The sequence below is a fragment of the Paenarthrobacter sp. 10L412 genome, assembly GCF_056395565.1.
The window spans coordinates 182,243-201,703 of the sequence record NZ_JBFTJT010000004.1; the positions used below are offsets into that span (position 1 = coordinate 182,243).

At 60.7% G+C, this 19,461-nt stretch carries 18 protein-coding genes and 2 tRNA genes; 11 read left to right on the forward strand and 9 right to left on the reverse strand.

The window, feature by feature from the left end; genetic code table 11:
• The first annotated feature begins 5 nt into the window (after positions 1-5).
• The 8 genes from recF (at position 6) to AC1DD7_RS06050 (ending at position 8,089) form a co-directional block, all read left to right on the forward strand.
• Positions 6-1,199, forward strand: coding sequence for a DNA replication/repair protein RecF (gene recF / locus AC1DD7_RS06015; protein WP_477514218.1), 1,194 nt, complete (start codon positions 6-8; stop codon positions 1,197-1,199).
• Complete coding sequence (locus AC1DD7_RS06020) at positions 1,186-1,740, forward strand: DUF721 domain-containing protein (protein WP_431117354.1); 555 nt, start codon at positions 1,186-1,188, stop codon at positions 1,738-1,740. The genes recF and AC1DD7_RS06020 overlap by 14 nt, the downstream gene beginning before the upstream one ends.
• A gap of 338 nt (positions 1,741-2,078) precedes the next feature.
• Positions 2,079-4,157: a DNA topoisomerase (ATP-hydrolyzing) subunit B gene (gene gyrB / locus AC1DD7_RS06025; RefSeq protein ID WP_431117355.1), complete on the forward strand. Its 2,079-nt coding sequence runs from the start codon at positions 2,079-2,081 to the stop codon at positions 4,155-4,157.
• Between the two features lie 61 nt (positions 4,158-4,218).
• Complete coding sequence (gyrA, locus tag AC1DD7_RS06030; protein ID WP_477514219.1) at positions 4,219-6,888, forward strand: DNA gyrase subunit A; 2,670 nt, start codon at positions 4,219-4,221, stop codon at positions 6,886-6,888.
• On the forward strand, positions 6,885-7,589 hold the full coding sequence (locus AC1DD7_RS06035; RefSeq protein ID WP_431117357.1) for a DUF3566 domain-containing protein: 705 nt from the start codon (positions 6,885-6,887) through the stop codon (positions 7,587-7,589). Before gyrA ends, AC1DD7_RS06035 begins: the two co-directional genes overlap by 4 nt.
• Positions 7,590-7,702: 113 nt before the next feature.
• Positions 7,703-7,776, forward strand: a tRNA-Ile gene (locus AC1DD7_RS06040).
• Between the two features lie 46 nt (positions 7,777-7,822).
• Positions 7,823-7,942: a DLW-39 family protein gene (locus AC1DD7_RS06045; RefSeq protein WP_477514220.1), complete on the forward strand. Its 120-nt coding sequence runs from the start codon at positions 7,823-7,825 to the stop codon at positions 7,940-7,942.
• Positions 7,943-8,013: 71 nt separating this feature from the next.
• Positions 8,014-8,089, forward strand: a tRNA-Ala gene (locus AC1DD7_RS06050).
• 122 nt (positions 8,090-8,211) lie between these two features.
• On the opposite strand, the gene AC1DD7_RS06055 is transcribed toward AC1DD7_RS06050, so the two are convergent.
• Positions 8,212-10,209 (reverse strand): beta-N-acetylhexosaminidase family protein, encoded by a 1,998-nt coding sequence (locus tag AC1DD7_RS06055; RefSeq protein ID WP_477514221.1) that lies wholly within the window; start codon positions 10,207-10,209, stop codon positions 8,212-8,214.
• 119 nt (positions 10,210-10,328) lie between these two features.
• Here AC1DD7_RS06055 and AC1DD7_RS06060 point away from each other — a divergent pair, with 119 nt between their 5' ends.
• Positions 10,329-11,237, forward strand: coding sequence for a DMT family transporter (locus AC1DD7_RS06060; protein WP_477514222.1), 909 nt, complete (start codon positions 10,329-10,331; stop codon positions 11,235-11,237).
• A gap of 82 nt (positions 11,238-11,319) precedes the next feature.
• Here the strand turns inward: AC1DD7_RS06060 and AC1DD7_RS06065 are convergent, their stop codons facing one another.
• Both AC1DD7_RS06065 and AC1DD7_RS06070 read right to left on the reverse strand, forming a co-directional pair.
• Positions 11,320-12,195, reverse strand: a complete 876-nt coding sequence (locus AC1DD7_RS06065; protein ID WP_477514223.1) for a glycosyltransferase family 2 protein — start codon at positions 12,193-12,195, stop codon at positions 11,320-11,322.
• 144 nt (positions 12,196-12,339) lie between these two features.
• A complete protein-coding gene (locus tag AC1DD7_RS06070) occupies positions 12,340-13,305 on the reverse strand; it encodes a hypothetical protein (RefSeq protein WP_477514224.1) in 966 nt (321 codons plus the stop codon).
• A gap of 153 nt (positions 13,306-13,458) precedes the next feature.
• Between AC1DD7_RS06070 and AC1DD7_RS06075 the strand changes: the two genes are divergently transcribed.
• Positions 13,459-14,001, forward strand: coding sequence for a peptidylprolyl isomerase (locus tag AC1DD7_RS06075; RefSeq protein ID WP_431117362.1), 543 nt, complete (start codon positions 13,459-13,461; stop codon positions 13,999-14,001).
• A gap of 21 nt (positions 14,002-14,022) precedes the next feature.
• Complete coding sequence (locus AC1DD7_RS06080; RefSeq protein WP_477514225.1) at positions 14,023-14,877, forward strand: rhomboid family intramembrane serine protease; 855 nt, start codon at positions 14,023-14,025, stop codon at positions 14,875-14,877.
• On the opposite strand, the gene AC1DD7_RS06085 is transcribed toward AC1DD7_RS06080, so the two are convergent.
• The 6 genes from AC1DD7_RS06085 to AC1DD7_RS06110 all read right to left on the reverse strand — a co-directional run bounded on the left by AC1DD7_RS06085 (position 14,864) and on the right by AC1DD7_RS06110 (position 19,423).
• Positions 14,864-15,502, reverse strand: coding sequence for a GyrI-like domain-containing protein (locus AC1DD7_RS06085; protein WP_477514226.1), 639 nt, complete (start codon positions 15,500-15,502; stop codon positions 14,864-14,866). The two genes, AC1DD7_RS06080 and AC1DD7_RS06085, sit on opposite strands and share 14 nt — an antisense overlap.
• A 754-nt stretch (positions 15,503-16,256) precedes the next feature.
• Entirely contained in the window at positions 16,257-16,874 is a 618-nt protein-coding gene (locus tag AC1DD7_RS06090; protein WP_477514227.1) for a DNA-3-methyladenine glycosylase I, read from the reverse strand.
• 122 nt (positions 16,875-16,996) lie between these two features.
• Complete coding sequence (locus AC1DD7_RS06095; protein WP_477514228.1) at positions 16,997-17,713, reverse strand: alpha-ketoglutarate-dependent dioxygenase AlkB family protein; 717 nt, start codon at positions 17,711-17,713, stop codon at positions 16,997-16,999.
• Positions 17,710-18,339: a methylated-DNA--[protein]-cysteine S-methyltransferase gene (locus AC1DD7_RS06100; protein WP_477514229.1), complete on the reverse strand. Its 630-nt coding sequence runs from the start codon at positions 18,337-18,339 to the stop codon at positions 17,710-17,712. The genes AC1DD7_RS06095 and AC1DD7_RS06100 overlap by 4 nt, the downstream gene beginning before the upstream one ends.
• A complete protein-coding gene (locus AC1DD7_RS06105) occupies positions 18,336-18,914 on the reverse strand; it encodes an RNA polymerase sigma factor (RefSeq protein WP_477514230.1) in 579 nt (192 codons plus the stop codon). Before AC1DD7_RS06105 ends, AC1DD7_RS06100 begins: the two co-directional genes overlap by 4 nt.
• On the reverse strand, positions 18,914-19,423 hold the full coding sequence (locus tag AC1DD7_RS06110; RefSeq protein WP_477514231.1) for a methylated-DNA--[protein]-cysteine S-methyltransferase: 510 nt from the start codon (positions 19,421-19,423) through the stop codon (positions 18,914-18,916). The genes AC1DD7_RS06105 and AC1DD7_RS06110 overlap by 1 nt, the downstream gene beginning before the upstream one ends.
• Between the last annotated feature and the right edge of the window lie 38 nt (positions 19,424-19,461).

Below are 19,461 nucleotides of genomic sequence, written 5' to 3' on the forward strand. Positions count from 1 at the left end.
ACGGCGTGTACCTTGAACATCTTTCGCTGACCGATTTCCGCAGCTACGCTCAGGTTGACCTGAAGCTTGGCCCCGGGGTTACTGTCCTTGTGGGTTCGAACGGGATCGGTAAGACCAACCTCATGGAAGCCATCGGATATTTGGCAACCCTGAGCTCGCACCGGGTGAGCACCGATGCTCCGCTCGTTCGCTTCGGCGCGGAACGCGCAATGATCAGGGCCAAGCTGGTCCGCGGCGAGCAGTCCACGGTTATTGAGGTGGAAATTAATGCAGGCCGGGCAAACCGCGGCAGGATTAATCGCGGAAACCCAGTACGTGCCAGGGACATTTTGGGCATCTGCCAGACTGTCCTGTTTGCTCCTGAGGATTTGGCCCTGGTCAAGGGCGATCCTTCCAACCGCAGGCGCTTCCTTGATGAGCTCCTGGTCAGCCTGATTCCGCGTCATGCTGCCACCCGCAGCGACTACGACAGAGTGTTGAAGCAACGCAACGCCCTGCTGAAATCCGCGCGGACGGGCAAATTCACCGCAGGCCACGAAGCCACGCTGGATGTTTGGGACCAGCATATGGCCCGCGCCGGTGCCGAACTCCTGCATGCACGGCTGGAACTTGTGGAACGGCTCCGCCCGCACCTGAACAGTGCCTACGCACAGCTTACTGACGGTTCTAAAGATGCCGGCGCGGTGTACCGCTCAACCATCCAGGGCGTACTCGACGACGACGGCGGGCCAGCCGATCGCCCAACTGAACCTTCGGCGTCGGGCGAGGACCTCAGGCTGTTGTCGGTGGACGAACTCACCGATCGCTACGTCCAGGCTTTCGCCGCATCCCGTAAGAAGGAACTGGAGCGGGGCATTTCCCTGGTGGGCCCGCACCGGGACGAATTGGAGCTCGTGCTCGGCCAAGCACCGGCCAAGGGCTACGCTTCGCACGGTGAAACGTGGTCCATGTGCTTGTCGCTGCGCCTCGCTTCCTACTACGTCATGCTCGATGATGCCCGTACCGGCGGTACAGCGCCGATCCTCATTCTTGACGACGTGTTTGCAGAACTCGATGTCCAGCGCCGGCGTAAACTGGCAGCAATAGTGGCCGGCGCCGAACAGGTACTGGTCACGGCCGCCGTCGACGCCGATATTCCCGAGGAGCTGGCCGGGCGGCGTATAACCGTTGTTCCGGGAGGCATCGATGGCGAAGGATAGCCGCGACGGACTTCAACCCGGCCGCGATCCGGACGAAATCGATGCTGCCCAAGCCGCGCTGAACCGCATGCGGGAGGCCGCAGCAGCCCGAGGCGAAGTCAGGCAGCGGGCTCCCCGTCCCGGATCCGCGCCTAAACGCAAGGGCCTTCGAGACACGAGGGGTTTTACCCAGTTTCATGGGACCGGACGTGACCCGTTGGGCCTCGGGAAAGTCGTCGGCCGGTTGGTGGCAGAACGTGGTTGGACTTCTCCCGTGGCCGTTGGCTCGGTCATGGCCGAATGGGAAACGTTGGTGGGCGCGGACATCTCTGCACACTGCACGCCGGAGAGCTTTACCGACACCACACTTCATGTCCGCTGCGACTCCACAGCATGGGCAACCCAACTGCGATTGCTGAGTACAAGCCTGCTGGAGATGTTCCGGAATGAACTCGGGGAAGGTGTGGTGACCAGCATCCACGTACTCGGTCCGTCTGCGCCAAGTTGGCGCAAGGGTGGGCGCAGCGTCAACGGTCGGGGCCCCCGGGACACGTACGGCTGAACGGCGTGCAGGGCGTTTCAACGCCCCTGAGTCGTATAGGCCCCCATCAGGACCACCGTAGGGCCATTTCAGATAGGGCCAGTGGCCTCCCACAGGCATATTCAGCTCTCGGCTGCCCCCGTATTTGCAAGGATTCCGGCATTTCCACGATAGAATTGGCGTAGATCACTGAGCGCCGGTGAAACGTCGTCGGGGTCCTGGAAACACTTTCATGGCTTCCAGGACCCCCTTCGTCGGAGTAAACGGCGCAATCAGTCACGTGCTCGTTGAAGGCCTCGGTTTGCCGCGGTCTTCAACGGGAACGGCCGTCATCGAATACAGAGGAGTCGAAAGCGCCTGTGGCTAACGACAATGCAGAGACCTTGGCAGTAGAGCCCGAAGAGGACACTGTTCCTAAGCCTGACACGCCCGCGGAGACCCCGCGGGAGTACGGCGCCAGCGACATCACTGTCCTGGAGGGCCTTGAGGCGGTACGCAAGCGTCCCGGTATGTACATCGGTTCCACCGGTCCGCGCGGTTTGCACCACTTGGTCTATGAAGTGGTGGATAACTCTGTCGATGAAGCTCTGGCCGGATTCTGCAGCCACATTGAAGTTACGCTCCGCGCAGACGGCGGTGTCCAGGTTGTTGACGACGGCCGTGGCATCCCTGTTGACATCCACCCCACCGAGGGCAAGCCCACCGTTGAAGTCGTGATGACCATCCTGCACGCCGGCGGTAAGTTTGGTGGCGGCGGTTACGCGGTTTCCGGTGGCCTTCACGGCGTGGGTATCTCGGTGGTTAACGCACTGTCCCGTCGGGTGAACACGGAAGTCCGGCGGCAGGGCCACGTTTGGCGTATGTCATTCGCGGACGGCGGCAAGCCCCAAGGCGGACTGGTCAAGGGAGAAGCGACGGACCAAACAGGGACTACACAGACGTTCTACCCTGACGGCACCATCTTCGAGAGCACCGAGTTCGACTTCGAGACGCTTCGCGCGCGCTTCCAGCAGATGGCCTTCCTCAACAAGGGCCTGCGGATCACCCTGACTGACGAACGTCCCGCCGCCCGGGAGGGTGAGGACGATCTGGACCTCGATGCCATCGCGACCGAAGGCGAAGTTGCTGCCGAGCACCGCACCGTCGTGTACCAGTACCCGGACGGCCTGCTGGACTACGTCAAGCACCTGAACTCGAGCAAGAAGGTGGAGATCGTCCACGAGGACGTCATCGCTTTCGAAACCGAAGACACCGAGCGGCACATCGCCGTCGAGGTTGCCATGCAGTGGACCACCGCTTACTCGGAAAGCGTCCACACATACGCGAACACCATCAACACCCACGAGGGCGGAACCCACGAAGAAGGGTTCCGCGCCGCGATGACTTCGCTGATCAACCGCTACGCGCGGGAGAAGAGCATCATCAAGGAAAAAGAAGACAACCTCACCGGTGATGACATCCGTGAAGGTCTGACGGCGGTCATCTCGGTCAAGCTTTCCGAGCCACAGTTCGAGGGCCAGACCAAGACCAAACTGGGCAACTCCGAGGTCAAGGGCTTCGTCCAGCGCGTTGTCACGGACCAGCTCGGCGACTGGTTGGAGCGCAACCCCGGGCCCGCCCGTGACGTCATCCGCAAGGCCATTTCCGCTGCCCAGGCACGTATGGCCGCCCGCAAGGCTCGCGATAATGCCCGACGCAAGAGCCCGCTGGAATCCTTCGGCATGCCCGGCAAATTGTCCGACTGCTCCTCCAAGGATCCTTCGCGATGCGAGGTCTATCTGGTGGAGGGCGACTCCGCAGGCGGCTCGGCCAAGCGTGGGCGCAATCCGGAAACCCAGGCGATCCTGCCGCTGCGAGGCAAGATCCTCAATGTGGAACGTGCACGCCTGGACAAGGCGCTCGGTAATACCGAAGTCCAGTCCATGATCACTGCTTTCGGCACTGGTATCGGCGAAGATTTCGATATCGCCAAGCTCCGCTATCACAAGATCGTTCTGATGGCAGACGCCGATGTTGACGGCCAGCACATCACCACGCTGTTGATGACGCTGCTGTTCCGCTACATGCGCCCGCTGATCGAGAACGGTTACGTGTACCTTGCGCAGCCGCCGCTGTACCGCATCAAGTGGTCCAACGCCGCTCATGACTACGTCTACAGCGATCGCGAACGCGACGACACCATCCGTAAGGGTGCGGCTATGAACAAGCGCCTTCCCAAGGACAACGGCATCCAGCGCTATAAGGGTCTGGGTGAAATGGACTACACCGAGTTGTGGGACACCACCATGGATCCTGACCGCCGCACACTCCTGCAGGTCACCATGGATGACGCCCTGGCTGCCGATCAGACCTTCTCGGTGCTGATGGGCGAGGACGTCGAATCGCGCCGTAACTTCATCCAGCAGAACGCCAAGGACGTCAGGTTCCTGGATATCTAGTGCCTTACAAGGCGATAGATATTCCATAACTGACATATACCTGAAACGGAAAACTTAGATTATGAGTGACGAAACTCCCGAAGTCCCGGCGGAACCCAGCGTCGACGACCTCATCCTTGAAGGCGATGTGCTGACTGACCGCGTGGAGCAGGTGGACCTGCAGACTGAAATGCAGCGCTCCTACCTGGATTACGCCATGGCCGTTATCGTAGGACGCGCCCTCCCGGACGTCCGCGACGGCCTCAAGCCGGTGCACCGCCGCGTTTTGTACGCGATGTTCGACGGCGGCTACCGTCCTGACCGCTCTTTCAACAAGTGCGCCCGCGTTGTGGGTGACGTCATGGGTACCTATCACCCACACGGTGATATGGCGATCTACGACGCCCTGGTCCGCTTGATCCAGGACTGGACCATGCGTTACCCATTGGCCCTGGGCCAAGGCAACTTCGGTTCCCCCGGCAACGACGGCGCTGCTGCTCCCCGTTATACCGAAACCAAGATGGCCCAGCTGGCCATGGAAATGGTCCGCGACATCGACGAAGAAACCGTCGACTTCCAGGACAACTACGACGGCAAGAACCAGGAACCCACTATCCTGCCGGCGCGTTTCCCGAACCTGCTGGTCAACGGCTCCTCAGGTATCGCCGTCGGAATGGCCACCAACATTCCGCCGCACAACCTTCGCGAGGTTGCCGAAGGCGTGCAGTGGGCGCTTGATAACCCCACGGCCTCCCGCGAGGAACTGCTTGAGGCACTTCTGCAGCGCATCAAGGGACCAGATTTTCCCACCGGAGCGACCATCCTCGGCCACAAGGGCATCGAGGACGCTTACCGCACCGGCCGTGGCTCCATCACCATGCGCGCCGTGGTCAACGTGGAAGAACTCCAGGGCCGCACCTGCCTGGTGGTCACCGAACTGCCTTACCAAGCCAACCCGGACAACCTGGCCATCAAGATCGCCGAACTGGTCAAGGATGGCAAGATCCAAGGCATCGCGGACCTCCGCGATGAAACTTCGGGCCGTACGGGTCAGCGCCTCGTGATCGTGCTGAAGCGCGATGCTGTGGCCAAGGTCGTCCTGAACAACCTGTACAAGCACACCCAGCTTCAGGACAACTTCTCAGCGAACATGCTGGCAATCGTCGACGGCGTTCCCCGCACCTTGAGCCTGGACGCCTTTATCCGGCACTGGGTGACCCACCAGATGGACGTCATCGCCCGCCGGACCCGTTACCGCTTACGCAAGGCTGAGGAAGAAGCGCACATCCTGCGTGCACTCCTGAAAGCACTGGACATGCTGGATGAGGTTATCGCCCTCATTCGTGCGTCCAACACCACAGAGGCAGCCCGCGAGGGACTCATGGAGCTCCTGGAGATCGATGAACTCCAGGCCCGTGCCATCCTGGACATGCAGCTGCGCCGTTTGGCTGCCTTGGAACGCCAGAAGATCCAGGACCGTCACTCCGAACTCGAAGCCATGATCGAGGAATACAACGCGATTTTGGCTTCGGAGGAGCGTCAGCGCCAGATCATCAGCGAGGAACTGGCTGAGATCGTTGCAAAGCACGGTGATGACCGCCGAACGCACATTCTCATGGGCTTCGACGGGGACATGTCCATGGAGGACCTGATCCCTGAAGAGGAAATGGTTGTCACCATTACCCGCGGTGGTTACGTCAAGCGCACACGCAGTGACAACTACCGCTCCCAGCAGCGTGGCGGAAAGGGCATCAAGGGTGCCCAGTTGCGTGGCGACGACGTCGTGGAGCACTTCTTCGTGACAACCACGCACCACTGGCTGTTGTTCTTCACCAACCTGGGCCGCGTGTACCGTGCCAAGGCTTACGAACTGGCAGAAGCCGGACGTGACGCCAAGGGCCAGCACGTAGCCAACCTGTTGGCATTCCAGCCCGACGAGCACATCGCACAGGTCCTGGATCTGCGCGATTACCAGCAATCTCCCTACCTGGTGCTTGCAACAAAGAACGGTTTGGTCAAGAAGACCAGGCTTGAGGACTACGACACCAACCGCACGGCCGGTGTCATCGCCCTCAACCTGCGCGACGGTGACGAGCTCGTCTCTGCTCAGCTGGTCAGTGAAACTGATGACCTCCTGCTGGTGTCACGCAAGGGCCAGTCCATCCGCTTCACCGCCACGGACGATGCACTTCGTCCGATGGGCCGGGCAACGTCCGGTGTGACGGGTATGAAGTTCCGTGAAGATGACGAACTGCTGGCCGCAGATGTGGTCCAGGACGGCTCCTTCGTCTTTATCGTGACCGAGGGCGGATATGCGAAGCGGACCGCCGTGGATGAGTACCGCCTGCAGGGCCGTGGCGGCCTTGGCATCAAGGTGGCGAAGCTCGCGGAGGATCGCGGTGACCTTGTCGGCGCCTTGATTGTGCAGGAAGAAGACGAAGTCCTGGTGGTCATGGAGGGCGGCAAGGTTGTCCGCTCTGCCGTCAGTGGCGTCCCGGCAAAGGGCCGTGACACCATGGGCGTCATCTTTGCGAAGCCGGACAAGAATGACCGCATTATTGAGGTCGCCCGCAACAGCGAACGCGGTTTGGAAGGCGAAGAGTCCGAGGACGGACAGGACGATGACGTAACGTTGGCTGCAGAAGACGGAGCCACTGAGGCAACCGTCACGTCAGAAACGGAAAACGACGCGGACCCGGATACAGAATCGGGCGCGGAGCTGAACGAAGACAACACCGGAGGTAACGAGTGAGTAATTCCGACTCATATCCCAAGCCGAGCACAGGTGTCCCCGGCGGACTCCGGCAGCCCTCGGGCAGCACGCAGGCGGGAACGCCTGCAAGGCCCCAGCAACGCCCGGGAACCGGTTCAGCCGGTGCCGGAGCAACCGGGGCCCGGCCGGCAACGGCAACCAATTCGGCCCAGCGACCAGCAGGAGCTCCTGGACAACGCCCCGCCTCAGCCGGGCAGCGTCCCGCCGGAGCCCCCGGCCAGCGTCCCGCACAGCCCGGCCAGCGGCCGGCTGGTGCGCCCGGTCAACGCCCCGCCCAGGGCGGGCCGGGACTTGTAAAGCCGGCCCCCAAGGCCAAGGTGCGCCGTGCGCGCCTCCTGGTCAGCAAGGTTGACCCGTGGTCAGTACTGAAGATGGCGTTCCTGCTGTCTGTGGCGCTGGGCATCGTCACCGTTGTCGCCGCGATTGTGCTGTGGACTGTGTTGGATCTCACGGGTATCTTCAACCAGGTGGACAGCCTGCTGGGGACCTTGGCCGGTTCCGAAGGCAGTGGTTTCGAGTTGAAGAAGATTGCTTCGCTCGGTCAGGTGGCTTCCTTCGCCACGATTATTGCCGTGGTGAACGTAGTTCTGCTGACCGCCCTGTCGATGCTCTCTGCCGTGCTCTATAACATTTCGGCAACGTTGGTTGGCGGCATCGGCGTCACCCTGACGGACGACTAGCAAAAAACCGCGAATTTTCGCCGAAAACGGTGAGATTCAGCGGTCAGAATGCCTCGATTTGAGATCGGGCCGGGATGTGCTGTACAGTCATATCTCGGCCCGATGAGGCATCGGGGCGTATAGCTCAGGCGGTTAGAGCGCTTCGCTGATAACGAAGAGGTCCCAGGTTCAAGTCCTGGTACGCCCACGGAACCTAGCAGGTTCAGGTAACACTGAACCGGAATGAGGTGCTTGTGAAGAAGTTGCTGGTAGTAGTCGCAGCGGCGATCGCAGGCGTCCTGGTCTATAAAAAGGCGCAGGAATCCGAAGCCCGGAAGGATCTCTGGAGCAAGTCAACCGACAAGGTCGACTAGCCACGGAGCCCGGTCTGGAACTGGCAAAAGCCGGTCCTGACATGGGGTATGATTGACGGGTTGCTTCTTATGGGGGCATGGCGCAATTGGTAGCGCACCTGCTTTGCAAGCAGGGGGTTCGGGGTTCGAGTCCCCGTGCCTCCACCATAAGAAAAGTCCCGGTCAGAAATGACCGGGACTTTTGCATTTAACCCCTTCACCCATCTGGGGCTCCCAAGTGAGTCGCAGTTGAGCTCGTTTTGACGGCTCATAACGCGCACTAATGCGACCTAGTTGGGCGGGACTCTCTTCAGCGCCCGCTCCAGGAATTCCTTCAGTTCACTATCCCCCAGCACGGGAGTCACCACCCCGAGCTCCAGTGTCGGTTGCGTCTTGGCATCGGCGGCCGCCAACGCGGCCTGGACATTCCGGCGTGCTTCAGCCACAGCCGAGGAATCCCCGCGCTTGACAGCTTCGAGCATAATCAGGGACTCTTCTACTCCTCGTCCGTAATTGGCTGCCGCAGTGGCCCAATGGGTGGCGTCCGCTGCGAACCCCGGCACTGCCATCCTGGGTAACAGTTCCGGCAACCTCTGCAGCAGCTCAGCTCGAGCCTTCAAGCCGCCTGAAGACGACCTTCCGGCGTCGTAATCCGACCAGAACTGGTCTATATCCCGCCGCAGCTCCGGAGCGGACGGCGTGAGCTCGTCGTCCTGCCAGTCTTGGTTGAGGTCCACGAAAGCCTTTACTGCGTCGCGGACCTCCGGATCCGAGCCGGAAACCTGTTTGAGGGCCGCGTCCATTGACTTGCCAGGATTGTACGCTGGTCCATTCCATGAGAGGTCGGCGTAGTTAAAGATGGCGGGGAAAGACAGGTAGGGCTCAATCATTGGATTGGTCACGATTCCGCGGACAGATTTGTACAGCTCTGGGTCGCGTCCGATCACCGGTGCCATAAAGAGGTGGTCCTGGGAAAAGTCGTTCACGGGGTAGTTATCCCAAATGACCAGGTCCCGTGGAGAACCTTGGCTCCCGTATGTCAGCCGGGCGGTCTCGGCTGAGTCGGCGCTGATCCTGTGGGAGACCACGTCTTCACCGGTCCACTGGACCACGATTCCAGGGTTCAGGGACCGGCCAAGTTCCCTCTTGTAGGGATTGCTGCCGGAACCGTTGTAAAAGGTGGGAACCGTTTGCAGGGGTTCGATGTCCTGCTTTGTCGAAATGAACCGGTCATTGACGTCATTCAGAAATGAAGCCTGCGCTTTGGCCAGGTTGGCTTGACCGGCGCCGAACTCCTTGAGGTCTTCGGCGCACTGGACCTTGGTGGCAATGTCATCGAGCGGAATCACGAACGAACGGACACCGATCGAATACAGGGATTCAAGCTTGGCCACTGCAAAGTTCAGGTCCGCCTCGCGGGAGTAGCAACTATCGATGCCCGGGGACAGCGCGTAAGTAAAGCGGATGTGGTTGGCCGTGGCGGTATCCACCAGCTCCTGTAGTTCCTTGAGGTCCTCGTTCGAGTACAGTGCCCGCCACTTCTCCCGCAACAGTGGATCATCTTTTGGGGAGTAGATATAGGTGTTCATTTTTTGGCGTCCTGCGAATTTGAGGACATCCAAACGAGCCTGATGGGACCATGGCGTGCCGTAGAAGCCCTCGATGACGCCACGGGTTTCCATCAGCGGCCAATCACTGACCCGGGCGGCCGCCATTGCCCCGTTCTTGAGCAATTGGCGCGCGGTCTCAACGGCATGGAAAACGCCGTCGGCATCCGTTCCGGCGAGTACCGCCGTCGGCATCCCTGAAGTTTTTCCGGTAGCTATGGCGTAGCCTTCGGCTCGGTTGACTGCATCCTGGTTCTCCGCCGCGCTGTCCTTCCCCAGCTCTTTGAGCACCGGGCTGACAGTGGGATCTGCTGCAGTGCCAAGGAAGACGGCCGAACTGCCGGCCGCTGGGCTGTTCAGGGCCGTCACGGCTTCTGCAGTGCCCCCGGCTCCTGTTACCAGGTCTTGGAGGGCGGCGATGGACGCTCGGTCTGTGCCAGGGGAAGCCACGATGTAAACGTGGCCGTTCAGAGGGATGGGATCCCCCACTCCGGCCTGGAGATGTTGTGGGACCGGGAGGATACTTGGGATTTGGGTCTTGCCCGTCCCTTGGCCACCGGGCCGTTCCCGGGAAACCACCAACCAGCCCGTAACGACCAGAGCGACAGCCAGAGCCGCAACTGCGAACAGCAGCAGTACTGATCGTCTCCGTCTAGCTCCACGGACGGGCGTTGTGTTCAATCAGGTGTCCCCTTGGGAAAGCCGTCGCCGACTGTCTGGAATGTTGAATCAAGACAACCACACTGTCCGCGCCGCACATAGAGGGCAGGACCGGTGCCTCACCAAACTAAGGTTGATCCGTGAACCTTCTCATTTCCGCGCTGGGAGTCCTGGGCGTGGCTTCCTCAGGACCACTGATCGCCGGCACCTTGGGTGCCACGTCAGTGACGGCGTTGGCGATCGCCTTCTGGCGGAACGCGATTGGCGCAGTCGTGATGGCCGCACCGGTGGCCATCCGGGAGCCCAAACAGTTTGGGAAGATCAACCGGCGCGAGTTTGGCTGGTCCACGGTTGCCGCCGTCGCCCTGGCCTTTCACTTCGCTTGCTTCATCACGGCGCTGCAGCTGACCTCGGTGGCCGCAGCCACTGCCTTGGTCTGCCTCCAGTCAGCATGGATCGCGGTCTTCCAGTTGTTCAGGGGCGCCCGACATCGCTGGCCGGTTCTGGTGGGCCTGGGGATAGCCTTTGGCGGAGTCGTGGCCATCACAGGATTCGATATGGGCTCCTCACCGCAGGCCCTGCTGGGCGACGTCCTGGCGCTGGCTGGTGGAGCCCTGGCCGGCCTGTACACCTTGGCTGGCGGCAAGGCCCGCCAATCCATGGGAACGGGCACGTACACCACGCTCTGCTATGGAATGTGTGCCGCGATTGTTGCCGTGTTGGCTTTGCTCAGTGGCCAACCGTTGGCAGGGTTCGACGCCGGAGGTTGGCTTGGGATTCTCGCCATCACCGTGTGTGCACAGTTGGTAGGGCACACCGCCTTCAACCACCTGCTGGCCACAATGAGCCCCTTGCTGGTTTCCATGATCATCCTGCTGGAAATTCCGGGGGCAGCGATCCTGGCGGCCATCTTCCTGAACGAGACACTGCCGGCCGGGACATACGCCGGCCTTGCGCTCATTCTCGTTGGACTCGCGGTGGTGGTCGCCGGGCAACGGCGTGGCAAAGGCGAAGCAGAGCGGCGCGAGGCCGAGCTGGGAACTGACTGAGCTTCCGCCGTCGGGCTTTTATTGCCTGGTGTGCCGCTGCGTGGCCTGACGCTGCCTGGCCTGTCCGTGTATGGCCGGGGGCCTACAGGCTGCTGCGTCGAATGCCCTGCGCCGTGTTGGCCGTATGAATGGCCCGCAGGAGTTTGGCGGGGAAATAGACGGAGAAGAAGACCACCATGGGCGCTTTCAGGGCCATCTTCTTAACGTTGTGCGCTTTGTACGTCCGGTCGAAGCGCGTGACGTAATAGCGGTAGTCCCGCGGAGAGTCCTCAAGGCGTCGGGCCGACATGCCGGACACCATTTGCGGGCAATAGCGGACGTGGAGATCGTGCTCGGCGAGGTGCAGTGAGAGGTCGATGTCCTCGTGCATCTCATCCTTCTCATCGAGGCACGTTTCGTCCCGGATGGTCTCCCACGCGGTACGCCGGAGGGCCATGTTGGAACCGAACAGGAAGTGGTACTGGTGCTTGGCCAGACGCAGCATCAGCTGGCGCATTTTGTCGTCCGCTTTGAGCCCAAAGCGGCGCATCGGCATGTCGTAGTAGACCACAGGTCCGGTAGCCGCCTGGACGGACTGGTCCATGAAGGCCTTCTGGACTTGCTCAACCCAGTCAGGTTCCAAGACGGAATCGGCGTCGATGCGCCCCACGATTTCCCCGTTGGCGCTGTTGAGGCCAAAGTTGCGGGTGGGAATGAGCCCCTGCGTGGCGTCCTGCCGTAAAAGGACGATGGGACTTTCCGGGTATTCCTGCTGCATCTGGCGCACGATCCTGGCGGTGCGGTCAGTGGAGAGATTGTCCACCACGATGATTTCTTCAGCAGGAACAGACTGGTAGATGGCCGCGATGAGGCACTGGCGAATGACGCTTTCCTCGTTATACGCCGGGATGACGATTGAAACCCCCGGAGGCTCCGGGACTTCCTTGAGGGCACCCGCAACGGGTCTATCGGCTGACATCACTTCAAATCTAACACCCGGCAGAGCGTCTCCAGCGGACTGTTGGGTTACAAGGTGGCAAACACTGAAGGGATCCCGGGCTGGCCGGGATCCCTTCAGATGATGTTTCAATGACGGCCGCTACGAACCCGGCCAATCAGAACCCTAGAGCTGGGGGTCCTTGGACGTGGAAGTGGCGCTGGCGTCCTTGTGGCCGCTTGCCGCGATGTTCCTGACGGCGGTCTTGGCATCCGTAGCGACGTTGCTCGTCGAATCCTTGCCCTTCTCGAACGCATCCTTGGTTGCCTGCTCCACTTCGGCAGCCGCTTCCTCGGGCGTAATGTCAGAAGCTTTGGATTCGGCCGGCAAGGTTGCCGTCGCTGTAGCTGAGGCTGCAGTGTCTGCGGGAGCCGGGGCCGGAGCCGGGGCCGGGGTTGGATTGACTGGGGCCGGCGTCTTCCAAGGGTCCTCCACTGGCTTGGAGGCCTTCCACGCAGCAACACCGGCAGCAACCGCGGCTGCGATGACTGTGACAACCAGCCATCCGCGCTTCTTCGGCTTCTGCTGGACAGCCAATTGCTGGGAAACAGCCTTGCTGGTCTGGTCCGCCACGGCCTTGATCTGCTTGCTGGTGGCCTGCGCTTGCTCCTGAACGCTGTGAACCACACCCGAGTCCACCAGTTTCTGAGCAACGGCGTCCACTTGGGCGGGCGCGTTCTCAAGGACATGATGGACAACTACTGAAGCCTGGCCCAACTGCTCGGACAGCTTGGGCAGGTACTCCTCAACTACCTTGTCCCGGGCGAGTCCAAGCGCCGGAGTTGCCTTATTAAGGGTCTCCTGGATCTTGGGCGTGGCGTCCTCCACAGCGTCATGGATCTTCGGCGCGAGGTGCGCCAGTCCATCCTGAAGCCGCGGCGTAACTGTTGCCACGCCGTCGGCGAGGTTGTGCGCCGCCGACTTCAGTCCCTCCTGGATCTTGGGGGAAGCGGTATCAATGCCGTGCTGAATTCGGGGAACAGCCCAATTGACGGCTGCTTCCACGCGGGGTGCCGCCCAGTCGCGGGCGTTATCCACACCAGCCGCAACGGAGTGTTCAAGGTCGCGGGCAATACGGTCTGATTTCTTCACAACTACCTCCCGATACACATGCTCGTTTGAAGTTAGCCTACGTGCCTTGAGGAACACCGGCTATTCATCTGCAGGATTCTTCCCGGATTTCACCGAGCGCGGAACCGGCTTTACAGCCACACCGGCGTTGACCCTGCATGAAAGAATGGGGCCATGACCATCGCAACCGCAAAAGCAACGATCCACACGAGCCTCGGCGACATCAAGGTTGACCTCTTCGGCAACCACGCCCCCAAGACGGTCGCCAACTTCATTGGCCTGGCCACGGGCGAAAAGTCCTGGACGCACCCGGAAACCGGCGAAGACAAGACCGGCACGCCCCTTTACAACGGCACCATCTTCCACCGCATCATCAAGGACTTCATGATCCAGGCCGGCGATCCGCTGGGCCGCGGTGTTGGCGGACCGGGCTACAAGTTCGACGACGAAATCCACCCCGAGCTGACCTTCAACGCTCCGTACAAGCTGGCCATGGCCAACGCCGGTATCCAGATGGGCAAGGGCACCAACGGGTCACAGTTCTTCATCACTACGGTCAACACCGACTGGCTGTTCGGCAAGCACAGCATCTTCGGTGAAGTAGCTGACGAGGAATCCCGCAAGGTTGTTGACGCCATTGAGGGCGTCCGCACTGGCATGGGCGACCGCCCCGTTGAGGACGTCGTCATCAACAGCATCGACATCGAACAGCTCTAACAACAGGCTGAATCAGAGCCCATGAGCTACGGAATCCCGTCGGCAGAGCCGTCCGCCACAATTCCGGTGTGCCCACGGCACCCGGACAGGCCCTCCTACGTGCGGTGCCAGCGCTGCGGGCGCCCCGCGTGCCCCGAGTGCCAGCGGGCGGCCGCCGTCGGGTTCCAATGCGTCGATTGCGTCAACGAACAAAAACGTACGACGCCGAGCTACCGCTCTCCCTATGGCGGTGCCTTGGCAACCGGCCGGCCTTTGGTGACGTTTGCGATCATCGGGTTGTGCGTGCTGGTTTACGTCCTTCAATGGATTGTTCCTGGCGACGCTGTATTCCAGAATTTTGCATTCGCAAATTATGCAGCTGCCAGCGAGCCTTGGCGGATGCTTACTGCGGCCTTCCTTCATTCGCAAGGGTTCCTGCTGCACATCGTCCTGAACATGTACACGCTATGGATTTTCGGACAAGCCCTTGAGCCTTTGCTCGGGCGGATCCGGTTCCTGGCCGTGTACCTGCTCTCCGCCGTTGGCGGATCCGTGGGCTACCTCTTGTTGACTCCCACGTTTCCCGTGGTTGGCGTTGTGGGAGCTTCCGGCGCCATCTTCGGTCTGTTCGGTGCCATGCTCGTAGTGCAGCGTCATCGCGGCGGTGAAACCAAACAACTGTGGATCCTCATTGCGATCAATGGCGCCATTGGTTTCTTTGTTCCCAGCATTGCCTGGCAAGCCCACTTAGGTGGCCTGATCACCGGCGGCCTCGCTGCCGCCGCCATCGCCTATGCGCCGCGGGGCAAGAACCAGGCCCTGCTGCAAGCAGGCGGACTCATCCTCGTGGCAGGCCTTTTGGCCGTGGTCGCGTGGTTCCGCATCACTGCCGGCTAGCTCTGGCGCTTCCTGCAACCGCGACCGGTTGCCGCAGTATCGTCCTGAGTTTCTCCGGTGCGGTACGACGTGGGTCGCTGAGGTAGATCTCGTGATGCTTCCCCAACATCATCAATGACTCCCCGGGAATGAAGCTGGTGTGCATTTCCGCGAGCACTGGACCCTCGTCATCGTAGGGGCCGATATGGAGGGTTTGGACGCTGAGCCCTTCATCGAGTGTTTCCAACCGAACACCGTCAATTGCCGGCACTTGGTCTTTTTTGCCTACGATCTGACGCGCTTCCTCGAAATGGTCTTGGGTGAGCCAATCAGGGACCATAATCATGAGGGTCCAATCCCAGCATGATTTATCCCTGGCGCTTGTGAAGGTATCCAGGTCGTCCGCCCACCAGAGCCCTTCCAGCGGCATCACCGTGTAGTCGCGCCCCAACTCCTGTTTGCTGAAGAACTTCATCCTGTAAGCGACCGGATAGATGGTGGTCAGCGCGTCCTTGTAGTCCTGGGAGGTGTTTGGATCACCATGGCCGTCGATCATGAGGAACTGCAGGGCTGGAACCGTCACCACGGAAAACCTGCCATGTGAAGCGTTGTACGTTTCGATCTGCTTTTTGAAGTCGATTTTCATCGGCAAGTAATCCCACTCCCCTACTGTCGGCGTTGATGACGTTATCCACAGCCGTTGTCCACAGTGTGTGTAACTTACATCCGTGTAGTTAGCTCGTCAGAGTGCTGTGCGGCTTGTCAGGACGGTAGATATCCCCGGAAAGGCATGGGTTCATCCACATCTGTGGATAACTTTGTCCCCGAACCTGTCTGGTTTGTGGACAACCAAGCCATTTCTGGACCAGTTGTGGATAAAGCTGTTAATGATGCTGTGGAGGGGCCTCTATCAACAGGCTTATCAACAATGTTAATAACTTACACGCGTGTAGTTCAGGACAATTGCGGTTCCTTTTTGACCGCAAGCGCGCGGATCCAGCATGGGAAACCCACAAGTTTTCCCCACCTGTGGATAACTTGTGGGTAGGGGGTTGTTGTTAAGTGGGTAACTCCCCAGGCCGCGAAGCTCGTGAAGGTGATCACTGAGGGAGCAAGGCCCGGTCTGAGATGATTTTGGCTCCGGCTCGTCGGTGAAAACGCTGGTGAGTAAATCCAGCAATGCTCCGCCGGTGAACGTTCAATGAAGAAACGGCCACTATCCACAGCGGAATGCACAGTGGGCATAACTCCCACCTGTCGGTCCTGCGTCCAGGATCAGCACTGCGGCGGGGGATTCCAGGGAAAGTGCGTGGATGTCCACAGAACTTATCCACGCCTGTGGAAAAAGTTACGCACTTCTGTGGAAAAGGACTGTGGGCGTCTGTGGGAAGGCCGAAGCCCTACTTCTGACCTTGCTCCAGCCAAACGCCGGACGTACCCCGCCTGTGGCTATCAACCAAGTGGGTATCGATGATCCCCACGGCTTCCATGAGGGCATACATGGTGGTGGGGCCAACGAACGCGAAGCCCTTCTTGCGGAGCGCCTTGGACAGAGCAACGGATTCGGGCGACGTAGTGGGGATTTCTGCGTAGGACCGGGGCGCAGGGGTGGTTTCCGGCTTGAAGGACCACACGAAGTCCACCAAGCCGCCCTCTGCCCTCAGGGCGATGGTGGCCTTGGCGTTGGTGATGGCTGCCTGGATCTTCAGGCGGTTCCGGACGATGCCTGCGTCCAGCATGAGCCGCTCGACGTCCGCGCCCGTGAAAGCAGCGACGCTTTCAGGGTGAAAATCCAGGAAAGCCTTCCGGAAGGCATCCCGCTTCCGAAGGATGGTTGCCCATGACAGGCCGGCTTGGAAGGCCTCGAGACTGATGCGCTCATACATTCCTTGCTCGTCCCGGACCGGCATGCCCCACTCGTGATCGTAGTAAGCCTGCATCAGGGGATCCGAGGCAGCCCACAGCGGCCGCGCCAGGCCATCCTGGCCGATGATGATGCCGGTTTCTTCCGTGGTCATGAACGCTCCTCTGCGGCCGTCCCGCGGACGCCAACCCTTGCTCTTGCCTTTAGGGACATTCTGCCCGTTGGCTGTGACATTTTGCCCGTTGCCTGGGACATTTTGCCGCTGCGATCCGGTCCCTAGGACAATCCGGTGACACGCATGGTGATGTTGATTCGTCCATGGGAGAGCCCGCATCCTTCCGGGCAGGTTCCGGGGAGGACCTTTGGGATGCCGTGATACGCGAACCTTGATGCTCCGCCGAAAACGAAAAGGTCTCCCGATCGGAGTTCGACGTCCGTATATGGCTTGGTTCGCGTCTGGGTGTTGCCGAAGCGGAAGAGGCACGTCTCCCCGATGCTGAGGGACACTACCGGAGCATCGGAACGTTCATCTTTGTCCTGATGCATCCCCATGGCGGCGCCGCGATCGTAGAAGTTCACCAGTGCTGCATCGGGTGTGTAATTGCCAGCGAGCTCGGCGAGGGCCTCGTTGCCTTCCAGCCCGGAGGAGTAAGCATCGGATACGGCCTTCCTGCCCATGCGAACCATCCACTCCGGGAACTCGAGTACCGGCTGGCCGTTTACATCCGTAGCTTCCCGCGTGTAGCGGTAGGGCTGCCAATGCCAGCCAAGGCAAAGGGTCCGGACAGACATCTGATGCCCTCCCGGCAATGTTGCTGCCCGGAGGGGCACCGGCCCGTGCGTCCAGTCGCCAAAGCGTTGCACGATCCACCTCTGCTGCTCCAGGCTGAGCCAGCCCGGCACGTGCACGGCGCCTGGAGCTATAACCCGAGGGGCGGCGTCGTGGGTGTCAGGTTGGATAAGTGTCAACGGAAACAGGGCGTCCTCGCTCATGCTGCAGCCTCAAGCGTAAGGAGCCTTCGTTTCGCTTCGGTTCCACCGAGGTAACCGCCAAAAGTGCCGTCGGACTTCACCACGCGGTGGCAAGGAACGATGACCGGCAGCGGGTTGGTAGCGCAGGCGGTTCCAACGGCGCGCACAGCTTTGGGGCTGCCGGCGGCCTGAGCCACCTGTGCGTAACTTTCAGTCCTGCCGTAGGCGATCTGCGGCAAGTGGTGAAGGACGTTCAGGCGGAACCCGCGTGCGAGCTGGAAATCCAAGGGAAGGCTGAAATCCTTACGGGTGCCGCTGAAGTACTCGTCCAATTGGCGGGCAGCGGCCTCAAGTTGTGAAGGTGCATACAGGATGCGGGGACTCACAGTGTTGGCCAACAACTCTAATACGGCCTCGTGGTTTTCACGCTCGAACGCTACCCGCATCACGCCTTGCTCCGTAGCCGCCAAAAGCAGCTTGCCCACAGGAGAGTCCACCACTGTGTAGGCGATGTCCAGGGAATGGCTTTCCTGTGCAGAGCGGACAAGTCGCGCGTGGAGGCTGGCCAGGGCAGGTTCGATTCCGGCGTCGAGGGGTTGAAGGAGTGTGGCAACCGCGGCGCGGTCCGAAAGGGATTCAAGAGTCATCGGATTTCTCCTTTCGCCGATGCTGGGACGGATGACGTAGTCGCGGACGTGGAATGAACCAGGAACGCTCGGACGGATTCGGGCTCTTCGCGGAGCAGAGAACGGAGGGCTTTCACACCGTCGGATCCCGCACGTCGTGCGGCATCTGGTGTCCCGCCCAGAAGTGACGCAATGTCCCGATATGGGAGGCCCGCCAAATAGTGGTAGGCCACTGCCTGGCGTTGTTTAGGTGGCAACTGCCCGACGGCGTTGAGTAGCTCCGCTTGGTTGTCACCCGGAATGCCAATCTTCGAAGGCCGCTCGGGTGGCTGATCGACAGGCAAAGCGCGCCGACTACTGGAACGGATGAGGTCGATGCATTTCCGATGCGCAATAGTGACGAGCCAGGCCTCAAGGTTGGCATCCGCAGGGAGGGCGCCATAAGCCTGCAAAGCCGCAAGAAAGGTTTCGGACCAGGCGTCGTCGGCATCGTGAAGGCCCACCACTGCACGGCACACCCGGAGCACAGTGCCGCCATGTTCCTGGACGACTGCTTCGAACGGCCTCTTGGTGTGGGCCGGCTGCCGGCGCTGCATCAGAAGAGCTTGCTCTCTTTCACGGCGGCAGGCTCTTCGAGCTCGAGGAGGAAGCGCTTGTTGCGCAGGCCACCCGCGTAGCCGGTGAGTTGCCCGTTGCGCCCCACCACGCGGTGGCACGGGATGATGATGCTGATGGGGTTTCGCCCCACTGCGGACCCGACAGCCTGGGCCAGGTGGGGATCGCCCATCTCGAGAGCCAGTTCACCGTAGCTGATGGTTTCCCCAAAAGGAATGTGTTGGAGCCGCTCCCAGACCTTCTCTTGGAAGGCATTGCCCCGGGCTTCAAAGGGAACGTGGAAGTCGGTGCGCTTACCTTCGAGGTACTCGCCGAGTTCGCCGCGGGTCTGATCGAAGAGTGGTTCCTCGATTCCTGCCGGGACTCCAAAGTAGTCCGGCGGAGGCATGTGCCAATGGCCTTCGTAAAAGATGCCCGTCAAAAACTCCCCGCGGGCAGTCAGCGTCAGCTGCCCCAGCGGGGAATCCATGGTGGTGTGCCTGGTGTTCATATCCTGTAGACGTTCGCGGGCACCGAAATGTGAGGTGT

What these genes read in the sequence shown, in the direction of transcription:
- AC1DD7_RS06075 (WP_431117362.1), top strand. Translation starts at nt 13,459, where the DNA reads ATGACCATCGCAACCGCAAAAGCAACGATCCACACGAGCCTCGGCGAC.
- AC1DD7_RS06085 (WP_477514226.1), bottom strand. Translation starts at nt 15,502, where the DNA reads ATGAAAATCGACTTCAAAAAGCAGATCGAAACGTACAACGCTTCACAT.
- AC1DD7_RS06095 (WP_477514228.1), bottom strand. Translation starts at nt 17,713, where the DNA reads ATGAGCGAGGACGCCCTGTTTCCGTTGACACTTATCCAACCTGACACC.
- gyrA (WP_477514219.1), top strand. Translation starts at nt 4,219, where the DNA reads ATGAGTGACGAAACTCCCGAAGTCCCGGCGGAACCCAGCGTCGACGAC.
- AC1DD7_RS06110 (WP_477514231.1), bottom strand. Translation starts at nt 19,423, where the DNA reads ATGAACACCAGGCACACCACCATGGATTCCCCGCTGGGGCAGCTGACG.
- AC1DD7_RS06100 (WP_477514229.1), bottom strand. Translation starts at nt 18,339, where the DNA reads ATGACTCTTGAATCCCTTTCGGACCGCGCCGCGGTTGCCACACTCCTT.
- AC1DD7_RS06080 (WP_477514225.1), top strand. Translation starts at nt 14,023, where the DNA reads ATGAGCTACGGAATCCCGTCGGCAGAGCCGTCCGCCACAATTCCGGTG.
- AC1DD7_RS06105 (WP_477514230.1), bottom strand. Translation starts at nt 18,914, where the DNA reads ATGCAGCGCCGGCAGCCGGCCCACACCAAGAGGCCGTTCGAAGCAGTC.
- AC1DD7_RS06090 (WP_477514227.1), bottom strand. Translation starts at nt 16,874, where the DNA reads ATGACCACGGAAGAAACCGGCATCATCATCGGCCAGGATGGCCTGGCG.
- AC1DD7_RS06020 (WP_431117354.1), top strand. Translation starts at nt 1,186, where the DNA reads ATGGCGAAGGATAGCCGCGACGGACTTCAACCCGGCCGCGATCCGGAC.
- AC1DD7_RS06065 (WP_477514223.1), bottom strand. Translation starts at nt 12,195, where the DNA reads ATGTCAGCCGATAGACCCGTTGCGGGTGCCCTCAAGGAAGTCCCGGAG.